General features: G+C 67.9%; 14 protein-coding genes, 1 tRNA gene and 1 riboswitch. Of the genes, 9 read left to right on the forward strand and 6 right to left on the reverse strand.

Annotation, left to right across the window (positions count from 1 at the left end):
• Positions 1-47: 47 nt before the first annotated feature.
• Complete coding sequence (locus tag ACIOKD_RS34170; RefSeq protein WP_402091736.1) at positions 48-1334, reverse strand: PTS transporter subunit EIIC; 1287 nt, start codon at positions 1332-1334, stop codon at positions 48-50.
• Positions 1335-1466: 132 nt separating this feature from the next.
• On the opposite strand from ACIOKD_RS34170, the gene ACIOKD_RS34175 reads away from it, so the two are divergent.
• The 4 genes from ACIOKD_RS34175 to rdgB all read left to right on the forward strand — a co-directional run bounded on the left by ACIOKD_RS34175 (position 1467) and on the right by rdgB (position 3876).
• On the forward strand, positions 1467-1766 hold the full coding sequence (locus ACIOKD_RS34175; protein WP_107015989.1) for a glucose PTS transporter subunit EIIB: 300 nt from the start codon (positions 1467-1469) through the stop codon (positions 1764-1766).
• Positions 1767-1880: 114 nt separating this feature from the next.
• Positions 1881-2618, forward strand: coding sequence for a ribonuclease PH (gene rph / locus ACIOKD_RS34180; protein ID WP_402091738.1), 738 nt, complete (start codon positions 1881-1883; stop codon positions 2616-2618).
• A gap of 168 nt (positions 2619-2786) precedes the next feature.
• On the forward strand, positions 2787-3191 hold the full coding sequence (locus ACIOKD_RS34185) for a hypothetical protein (RefSeq protein ID WP_402091740.1): 405 nt from the start codon (positions 2787-2789) through the stop codon (positions 3189-3191).
• 82 nt (positions 3192-3273) lie between these two features.
• Positions 3274-3876 carry an RdgB/HAM1 family non-canonical purine NTP pyrophosphatase gene (gene rdgB / locus ACIOKD_RS34190; protein ID WP_402091742.1) on the forward strand — a complete coding sequence of 201 codons (603 nt, stop codon included), beginning with the start codon at positions 3274-3276 and terminating at the stop codon, positions 3874-3876.
• A 20-nt stretch (positions 3877-3896) separates the two neighbouring features.
• On the opposite strand, the gene ACIOKD_RS34195 is transcribed toward rdgB, so the two are convergent.
• Positions 3897-4652, reverse strand: a complete 756-nt coding sequence (locus tag ACIOKD_RS34195) for a hypothetical protein (protein WP_402091743.1) — start codon at positions 4650-4652, stop codon at positions 3897-3899.
• 192 nt (positions 4653-4844) lie between these two features.
• Between ACIOKD_RS34195 and ACIOKD_RS34200 the strand changes: the two genes are divergently transcribed.
• Positions 4845-5441, forward strand: coding sequence for an ArsR/SmtB family transcription factor (locus tag ACIOKD_RS34200; protein WP_402091744.1), 597 nt, complete (start codon positions 4845-4847; stop codon positions 5439-5441).
• Positions 5442-5495: 54 nt separating this feature from the next.
• On the opposite strand, the gene ACIOKD_RS34205 is transcribed toward ACIOKD_RS34200, so the two are convergent.
• The 3 genes from ACIOKD_RS34205 to ACIOKD_RS34215 all read right to left on the reverse strand — a co-directional run bounded on the left by ACIOKD_RS34205 (position 5496) and on the right by ACIOKD_RS34215 (position 6876).
• A tRNA-Leu gene (locus ACIOKD_RS34205) sits at positions 5496-5571 on the reverse strand.
• A gap of 55 nt (positions 5572-5626) precedes the next feature.
• On the reverse strand, positions 5627-6286 hold the full coding sequence (locus ACIOKD_RS34210) for an HNH endonuclease (protein ID WP_402091746.1): 660 nt from the start codon (positions 6284-6286) through the stop codon (positions 5627-5629).
• Entirely contained in the window at positions 6283-6876 is a 594-nt protein-coding gene (locus tag ACIOKD_RS34215) for an HNH endonuclease signature motif containing protein (RefSeq protein ID WP_402091766.1), read from the reverse strand. The genes ACIOKD_RS34210 and ACIOKD_RS34215 overlap by 4 nt, the downstream gene beginning before the upstream one ends.
• Between ACIOKD_RS34215 and ACIOKD_RS34220 the strand changes: the two genes are divergently transcribed.
• Positions 6806-6967 carry a hypothetical protein gene (locus ACIOKD_RS34220; protein ID WP_402091767.1) on the forward strand — a complete coding sequence of 54 codons (162 nt, stop codon included), beginning with the start codon at positions 6806-6808 and terminating at the stop codon, positions 6965-6967. The two genes, ACIOKD_RS34215 and ACIOKD_RS34220, sit on opposite strands and share 71 nt — an antisense overlap.
• Positions 6968-7105: 138 nt before the next feature.
• Here ACIOKD_RS34220 and bcp read toward each other — a convergent pair whose 3' ends face one another.
• Entirely contained in the window at positions 7106-7573 is a 468-nt protein-coding gene (gene bcp, locus ACIOKD_RS34225; protein WP_402091747.1) for a thioredoxin-dependent thiol peroxidase, read from the reverse strand.
• Positions 7574-7741: 168 nt separating this feature from the next.
• Here bcp and ACIOKD_RS34230 point away from each other — a divergent pair, with 168 nt between their 5' ends.
• From ACIOKD_RS34230 to ACIOKD_RS34240, 3 genes are all read left to right on the forward strand, one after another.
• The gene (locus tag ACIOKD_RS34230; protein WP_402091748.1) at positions 7742-8098 is read left to right on the forward strand and encodes a DUF3618 domain-containing protein; all 357 of its coding nucleotides are present in this window, start codon (positions 7742-7744) and stop codon (positions 8096-8098) included.
• Between the two features lie 65 nt (positions 8099-8163).
• Entirely contained in the window at positions 8164-8520 is a 357-nt protein-coding gene (locus ACIOKD_RS34235; RefSeq protein ID WP_402091749.1) for a GroES family chaperonin, read from the forward strand.
• Positions 8521-8605: 85 nt separating this feature from the next.
• A riboswitch (guanidine-III (ykkC-III) riboswitch) is annotated at positions 8606-8673 on the forward strand.
• Between the two features lie 28 nt (positions 8674-8701).
• On the forward strand, positions 8702-9022 hold the full coding sequence (locus ACIOKD_RS34240) for a DMT family transporter (protein ID WP_402091750.1): 321 nt from the start codon (positions 8702-8704) through the stop codon (positions 9020-9022).
• Positions 9023-9127: the final 105 nt, after the last annotated feature.

Genomic DNA, 9127 nt, shown 5'->3' on the forward strand with positions numbered 1-9127 from the left:
TCGTCCGGGGGCCCTTCACGGATTTCACGGGGCTTCTCGCCCGCGCACTATGCCTTCGTCACGTCCTCGACCTCGTCCTCCGGCTCCCGCCCCGGCGTCCGCAGATCGAACCTCGTGATCGCGAAACGGAAGACCACGTAGTAGACGACCGCGAAGCACAGGCCGATCGGGATGATGGCCCAGGGTCTCGTGGCGAGGTTCCAGTTGATGACGTAGTCGATCAGGCCGGCCGAGAAACTGAAACCGTCATGCACCCCGAGCCCCCACGTCACCGCCATGGAGACACCGGTGAGCACCGCGTGCACCACATACAGCGCCGGCGCGATGAACACGAACGAGTACTCGATCGGCTCGGTGATGCCCGTGACGAACGAGGTCAGCGCGATCGACAGCATCAGACCGCCGATCTCCTTGCGGCGATGCGGCTTCGCACAGTGCGTCATGGCCAGGCACGCGGCCGGCAGCGCGAACATCATGATGGGGAAGAACCCGGACGTGAACTGACCCGCGTCCGGATCACCCGCCAGGAACATGTTGATGTCCCCGTGCACGACCGACCCGTCCGGCTTGGTGAAGCTGCCGAACTGGAACCAGACGGGCACGTTCAGGAACTGGTGCAGCCCGATCACCAGCAGCGCACGGTTCGCGATGCCGAAGACACCCGCACCCCACGCGCCCAGACTCACCAGCCAGTCGCTGAAGTCCTCCAGGCCCCGGCCGATCGGCGGCCACACCCACAGGCAGAGCGCGGCGAACGCGATCGCCACGAACGCCATGATGATCGGCACCAGCCGCCGGCCGTTGAAGAAGCCCAGCCAGTCGACGAGCCTGGTGCGGTGGTAACGCTGCCAGAAGTAGGCAGCCATCAGCCCGATGGCGATACCGCCGAACACACCCGGATTCTGATACGTGAAGGCCGCCACCGTGCCGTCCGGTGCCTGACAGCCCGCCGCCACCACCTTCGCCTGGTCCGCACAGTCCTGCGGAAACTGCCGCAGCACGTTGTAGTAGACGAGAAAACCGGCCGTGGCCGCCAACGCCGTCGAACCGTCCGCCTTCTTCGCCATCCCGATGGCCACCCCGATGCAGAACAGCAGCGGCAGACCGAGCGAACCGTCCAGCAGCGCACCGCCCGCGCCCGCCATCACCTTCGAGACGTTCGTCCAGCCGAGACCGTCGGCCCCGAACACATCCGGCTGCCCCAGCCGGTTGAGGATGCCCGCCGCCGGCAGTACCGCGATGGGCAGTTGCAGGCTGCGGCCCATCTTCTGCAGCCCCTGGAACAGATCGCTCCACCGGGAGCGCGCGGGCGCGGCCGCACTGTCGGCACTCATGGGTGTCCTCCTGCGTCCCAGGTTTGGCGGCCGCCGAAAACTGGTGTAGACCAGTCAGCGAACGATGTGTGAACGGTTTCTCGCTGTCGTGATCGCCATCATTCGGCAGGGGCGACGTGGCCGCTCGCGAAGATGGGCCAACTGTGGGTTACTGCGACAAAGCGCTGCGACAAAGCGGTTCGGATCAGGGAGAAGGACATGGCCAGCAAGGCTGAGAAGATCGTCGCCGGGCTCGGTGGCATCGACAACATCGAAGAGGTCGAGGGCTGCATCACCCGGCTGCGCACCGAGGTCGTCGACCCGAGCAAGGTCGACGAGGCCGCCCTGAAGGCCGCGGGCGCCCACGGCGTCGTCAAGATGGGCACCGCGATCCAGGTCGTCATCGGCACCGACGCCGATCCGATCGCCGCCGACATCGAAGACATGATGTAGCTGTAGCTGTAGCTGTAGCTGTAGCTGTCGAGGCAGGCACGAAGCCTCACCCATGAGGGGCCGCTTCCGTATACCGGGGCGGCCCCTCACCCGTATACGGCTACGCTCTTCGCCATGTCTCGTATCGACGGCCGCACGCCTGAACAGCTCCGCCCGATCACCATCGAACGCGGCTGGAGCAAGCACGCCGAGGGCTCCGTCCTCGTCTCCTTCGGCGACACGAAGGTCTTCTGCACCGCCTCCGTCACCGAAGGTGTCCCACGCTGGCGCAAGGGCAGCGGCGAAGGCTGGGTGACCGCCGAATACTCCATGCTTCCCCGCGCCACCAACTCCCGCGGCGACCGCGAGTCCGTCCGCGGCAAGATCGGCGGCCGCACCCACGAGATCAGCCGGCTCATCGGCCGCTCCCTGCGCGCGGTCATCGACTACAAGGCACTCGGCGAGAACACCATCGTCCTGGACTGCGACGTCCTCCAGGCCGACGGAGGCACCCGCACCGCCGCCATCACCGGCGCCTACGTCGCCCTCGCCGACGCCGTCACCTGGGCCCAGGGCAAGAAGCTCATCAAGGCCAACCGGCAGCCCCTCACCGGAACGGTCAGCGCCGTCTCCGTCGGCATCGTCGGCGGCATCCCCCTCCTCGACCTCTGCTACGAGGAGGACGTCCGCGCCGACACCGACATGAACGTCGTCTGCACCGGCGACGGCCGCTTCGTCGAGGTCCAAGGCACCGCCGAGGCCGAGCCGTTCGACCGCGACGAGCTCAACTCCATTCTCGATCTGGCCGTTCTCGGCTGCACAGAACTCGCTGTCGCCCAGCGCACGGCACTTGATACGGTCCTCGAAAGGTAAAGGACAACCCAAGAAGGCCGGAGGTCACGGGCAACCACGGCACCGGTCGTCGCGTCCCTACAGGTGCGGGCGAACGGCACACCACCGTCTCGCCCGACCAGCACCAAACGGGGGCCCTGAGGCCTACGAAACGGGCCCTCGGGGGCCTGACCACGGGAGGACCGTTCCATGGCCGCGAGCCGTCGCCGACCACGCCGTATCACCGCCGTCGCCGCAGCAGTGGCAGCCGTCGCGCTGACAACAGGGCTCACCACCGGCTGCGACGCCGTCAACAAGGCGCTCGACTGCGTCCAGACCGCCGACACGATCGCCGACAGCGTCACCGACCTCCAGCAGGCCGTGGAGAACGCGTCGAACGACCCGACGCGGACGGACGAGGCGCTCGACTCGATCGACAAGAACCTCGACACCATCGGCGACAAGACCGACGACGTCGACATCAACAAAGCCGTGGACGACCTCCAGAAGGCAGTCGGCGACGTCCGCGACGACATCAAGAACGGCGACGAGACCCCCGACATCAGCTCCGTCACCGACGCGGCGGGCGAACTCACCAAGGTCTGCACCCCGTAGCGACACCGGCCGGCCCCGGCGGGCGGCGGGCGATCACAGGCGGCACGCGAACAGGAGCGTCCACCTGGCTAGGGTGAGCACCATGACCCGCCTGATCCTCGCCACCCGCAACCCCGGAAAGATCACCGAGCTGAGGGCGATCCTCACCGCGGCAGATCTGTCACACGATCTCGTCGGCGCGGACGCCTACCCGGACATCCCCGACGTCAAGGAAACCGGCGTCACCTTCGCCGAGAACGCGCTGCTCAAGGCCCACGCCCTCGCCCAGGCCACCGGACTCCCGGCCGTCGCCGACGACTCCGGCCTGTGCGTCGACGTACTCGGTGGCGCCCCCGGCATCTTCTCCGCCCGCTGGTCCGGCACCCACGGCGACGACCGCGCCAACCTCGACCTCCTCCTCGCCCAGCTCGGCGACATCGCCGACGGGCACCGAGCCGCCCACTTCGCCTGCGCCGCCGCCCTCGCCCTGCCCGACGGCACCGAGCGTGTGGTCGAGGGCCAGCTGCGGGGCACCCTGCGCCACGAACCCGCCGGCGCCCACGGCTTCGGCTACGACCCGATCCTCCAGCCGGACGGCGACACCCGCACCTGCGCGGAACTGACCCCCGACGAGAAGAACGCGATCAGCCACCGGGGCAAGGCGTTCCGGGGACTGGTGCCGGTGGTGCGGGAGTTGCTGGGCTGAAGCCCGTCGGGGGCGCGCCTTCAACCGCGCGCCCTCGCCCCCGACCGCTCCGCCTCCCCGTACGCACGCATCGCCACCCGGGCGTCCAGGTCGATGCCGTTCGCGCCCGCCGGTGACGGAAGGCGCAGCGCCTTGTCGAGCGCGGGTCCCAGTGGGCCGCAGCCCGAAGTCCCCGGCACGGCGAAGCGGTTGTCCTCCACCCCGAAGGTGACGACCAGCGGGTCCGGCGTGACGACCTCCGGCGGATCCGTCTCCATGAGCACCAGATGGACCGGGTCCGCCCCGCTGCCTATCGAGCAACCGGGCGGCACGCCGGGCCCGGATATCCGGAACGTCAGATCCAGCTCGCCGCGCCGCTCGTCGTTCGACTGGAAGTCGGAGTACCCGCCGTACCGAGGCGTGATGGACAGCGGCGTGCCTCGAACCCGCAGGGGAGTGGCGGCCATCGCGCCGAACACCTGACGGAACTCGCCGTCCACCGTGCCCTCCGCGAACGTGATCGCCAGCGGCCGGCCGGCCGGCACCTCGACATCGACCCGGCCGAGCGTGAGACGCCCGACGGCCGTCATCGCCTCGCAGCGCCACTTCGCCGGATCGGCGCCCGGGGGCAGTTCGGTAAGGGCGGGGCAGTCCTGGAAGCCGCGATCTCGCGCGGCGAGGTCGTGGTCGGGGCCCGCGCCGGGCCCGGCATGAGCGGGCGCCATCGCCGCCGCGCCCATGCCCGCGGCGAGGACCACCGCGGACAACGCCCTCGCGATACGTCGGACAGGAAACATGAAGACCCCCAGTTGAACGACCGGATGAACGACCGGATCAGTGACCGGATGAGTGACCGGATGAGCGGGAGGCTGCCGCCACCGCGCTTCTCCAAGGATTGCAGCCATTCCTCTGCAATGGAAGATCTGCAGAGAAAATTCTGCATAAGTACCTCTGCAGAGATTCGGCTGTGTGCACGGTAGGCTTGCCTCATGAGCGACGAAGGTGAGTCACGGCCCGCACTCGCGCCGGCGGAGCCGGGCGGCGAGCGCCGCACCGTCAGCGACCCGGCGGCCCTCAAGGCGCTCGCTCACCCGCTGCGGCTGAAGATCCTTCGTCATCTCGCCGTCTCGGGCCCGGCGACCTCCACGACCCTCGCCGCCGCGCTCGGGGAGAACACCGGCACGCTCAGCTATCACCTGCGCCGGCTGGAGAGCGGCGGCTTCATCGAGGACGTACCGGAACGGCCCAACAGCCGTGAGCGCTGGTGGCGGGCGGTGCGCGGACTCGACGTGCGCAGGCCGGCGCAGGACGAGATGACCGACGGCGAGCAGGCGGTCGCGGGAGCCCTGGACCGAATGCGGCTGGACGAGGACATCGAGCTGGCCCGGCGGTTCACGGAGGGCCAGGGGGAAGCGGAGGGCTGGATGCGTGGCTCCCGCAGCCTCAGTCACCTCACCAAGGACGAGGTGACCGCCTTCCACGACGCCTACCTGGACCTCCTGACCCGCTTCGCCCGGGGCCCGGAGGACGCCCCACCGGACGCGAGGCCGGTACTGCTGCGGTGGTTCGCGCTGCCGGCCGAGTGATGGTCTGGCAGGACGAAGGCCCAGCTCGCGGGGTGCTAGCTGGGCCTTCGTCCTTGGTGCGCCCGGTCGGATTCGAACCGACAGACACGACCACCTAAAGATCGCCGCTCAGCCCTTGGCGTACGGGCGCAAGAACCGTGTCTTACTCTACTGGCCGAGGTCGACTGCTGGTGTGGAGAGGCCGACTATGAGCGTCGCCGTCGGCCTCCTCGGCACCAGGTGCTGGTGCTCGCATGACAGTTGGGGCACAGCAAGCGGAGGTTCTCCGGCCGGTCGTCGCTCCAATCCCCGCTGATGTGATCGATTTCTAGCGTCATCGGATCGCCGAGCCACTCGGGGCCGGTCCCGCATTCGGCACATTCTTCCGGTACGTCGATTTCTCGCAGTGCTCGGCGAAGGAGTGCCGTCCCCGTGCGACGCCCACCACTGTGTTTGACGAGCAAGTCCTCTGGCCGTTTCAGGGGGGTCGGCCCGGGTTTCCCGCGTTGGTGTGCCTGCCCGAGGAAGTGGGCGGTGTCGATACCGTATGTGCTGGTCAACTGGGGAAGCAGTGCGCGCAGTCGTGAGTTGCCAGGACATTGCAGCCACCGGAGAACTCCCGCAGTGGATATGGACTGTGCGACTGCTTGTCGCAGTTCACTCTCACTCGGAAGATCCCGAGACCTTTGAGCCCTACGAGGAAAGTGCGAGATGTCGATTCCGAAGTGCTCGAAGCGTTTGTACAGGTGAAGGCGGAGTTTGCCGTACGGCGAGGTGCCCAAGAAGACAATGACCTCGTTGATGTCGGAGCACTGCTCGGCGGCCTGGAGCAACCGCTCGCGGGTGTACTGCACGCGATGGCTCACGAGGCGTTACTCCTTGTGCGTCCCTTGGCGCGGCCCCTGTAACTGTCCGTTGTCGAGTGGCAGTTGGGGCAGAGGAACCGGAGATTCTCGATGCGGTTGTCGCGCCAGTTGCCGTCGATGTGGTCGATCTCCAGGGGAAGCGGGTGTCCGCGCCAGACCGGATCCGTACCGCAGCGCGCGCAACGCTCCGGCACTCCTGCAGCTGTCATCGCCCCTTTGAGGCGGTTGCTCGGGATGCGCCGGGCATGAGCGCCCGTCTGCTCGACGAGCAAGGCTTGTGGCGTCCGAGAACGTCCGCTCTCTCCTCGCCGGGACGGTGCCTGGAAGTGTGAGGTGTCGATACCGAAGGCCCTGACCCTGCGACTGATGTGTGTGTGGTGTCCGCCGACGACCTCAAGTCCAAGACGGCGCAGCACTTCGCACATGTTTGTCGAGGCAGAGACCGCAGCTTCGAGGATCTCTCTGGTCCACCGCGCTCCCTCGCGTTCGAAATGCGAAGTATCCACTCCCAACTTCTTCATGCGCGTCTGCACGTACCGCCGCGTCCCGCTCTTCGGGTCCACCCCCAACCTCCCCAGTGCCTCCGACAGCGTCCGCGACGAACTCGCCGCCTCCACCAGTCGCTCCCTGGTGTACGGGCTGACCGGCATGAGCCCCTCCGCTCCGGCCGTCTGTTCGTGACCTCGTACGGAGTAACGAATCGTTTATCGGATGGTCACGCCCGGAATGCGGAACGGCCCGCGCCGCTTTCGCGAGGCGGGCCGATTCGGAAGAGTAGGCGGTTCCCGACCTCAGATCCGGGACCTCAGAATCGCGCCCTCAGATCTCCAGGTCCTTGATGATCTTCGCGACGTGGCCGGTCGCGCGGACGTTGTACAGCGCCCGTTCCACCTTGCCCTCCTCGTCCACCACGATCGTGGAGCGGATGACACCCATGTAGGTCTTGCCGTAGTTCTTCTTCTCGCCGAACGCGCCGTACGCGTCCAGGACCGTCTTGTCCGGGTCGGCGACCAGGGTGACCTTCAGGTTCTCCTGCTCCCGGAACTTGGCGAGTTTCTCCGGCTTGTCGGGGGAGACGCCGATGACGTCGTAGCCGGCGCCCGCGAGCAGCTCCAGGTTGTCGGTGAAGTCGCAGGCCTGCTTGGTGCAGCCTGGAGTGAGGGCTGAGGGGTAGAAGTACACGATGACCTTGCGGCCCTTGTGGTCGGCAAGGGACACCTCGTTGCCGTCGGCGTCGGGCAGGGTGAAGGCGGGGGCGGTGTCGCCGGGCTGGAGTCGCTCGCTCATCTCGGTTCGGTCTCCTTGCGAGGTGGTGGATTCGGAACCGAGCGTAATGGGGGTGCCGGGCGGTACGTGGAGGGCGGAGCTGACAGACTGTCGATCAGGTACAGGGCCGACAGGAACCGGCCATGGACCGGCCACGGGAAGAAACGACCACGATTACGGAGGCAGCGCGTGTCGGACACGTCGAGCACGCCGGACACCAGGACTCCGGCGCAGATCGAGGCGGACATCAAACGCCGTCGCGAAACCCTCGCCGAGACGCTCGACGAGATCGGTGTGCGGGTGCACCCGAAGACCATCGTCGGGGATGCCAAGGCCAAAGTGGCGTCCAGCGTCGACCACACCCTCGGACGTGCCTACGTCGGCGTCAGCCGCGTCGTCGACGAGGTGAAGGGCCAGTTCGTCACGGAGGACGGGGCGCCGCGGCTGGACCGCATCGTGCCCGTGGCCCTCGTGGTGGTCGGCGTCGTCGGACTGCTCACCCTGGGCACCAGGCGCTCCGGGCGCACCAGGCGCCGCAGGCGTTGAACCGGGCCGGACCCTTGCGTACCCCACCCGCGTACGAGTGGCGCGAAGGCAGGTAAATTCGGACCGTGAGCGCCAAGAGGACTGAGCCCAGCAGCCAGCACGACAAGCTGCCCATCCGGATGCTGCACGACCGTGTGCTCGTGCGGCAGGACGCCGCCGAGGGTGAGCGCCGGTCCGGTGGTGGCATCCTGATCCCCGCGACCGCGGCGGTGGGCCGGCGGCTCGCCTGGGCCGAGGTCGTGGCGGTCGGGCAGAACGTACGGGCGGTCGAGCCGGGTGACCGGGTGCTGTACGACCCGGAGGACCGTGCCGAGGTCGAGGTGCGCGGCACCGCGTACGTGCTGATGCGCGAGCGGGATCTGCACGCCGTGGCCGCGGACCGGTTCGAGGGGTCCGAGGACTCCACCGGGCTGTACCTCTAGGCATGTCGGAAGCGTCGGAAGCGTCGGAAAGGGCTGGTGACCATCGTCACCAGCCCCTTTCGTCTGCGCCCAGCCCTCCACTCCACCACCCTTGCTACTTTGGAAGAAACCCGACGAGACGCGCCGTACCGGGACAGGCAAAGACGACGCACCCCTGTTGATTCCTTCACGGAGGTGCCTCATGGCCTGGGTCCTGCTCGTCGTCGCCGGTCTGCTCGAAGTCGGCTGGTCGATCGGTATGAAGTACACCGAGGGGTTCACGCGGCTCGTGCCCAGCGTGCTCACCGGCGCCGGCATCGTCGCCAGCATGCTGCTGCTGTCGTACGCGGCGAGGACACTGCCTATCGGTACCGCGTACGGGGTCTGGGTGGGCATCGGCGCGGCCGGGGCGGCGGTGTACGGCATGGCGGTGCTCGGTGAACCGACGACCGCCGCCCGGATCTTCTTCGTCTGTCTGCTGCTGGTGGCCGTGGTCGGGCTGAAGGCGACCTCCGGCCACTAGCCGCCGCCCACCCCGTTATGTTTTCTGCGGTTCCGCAACGGGGCCGCTGGCCTCCGGGTCCGGCATGACTGTGTCCCCCTGTCGAAGGCATGACCTGGGGGGTGG

The sequence above is a fragment of the Streptomyces sp. NPDC087844 genome (genome assembly GCF_044742785.1).
Lineage (GTDB): Bacteria > Actinomycetota > Actinomycetes > Streptomycetales > Streptomycetaceae > Streptomyces.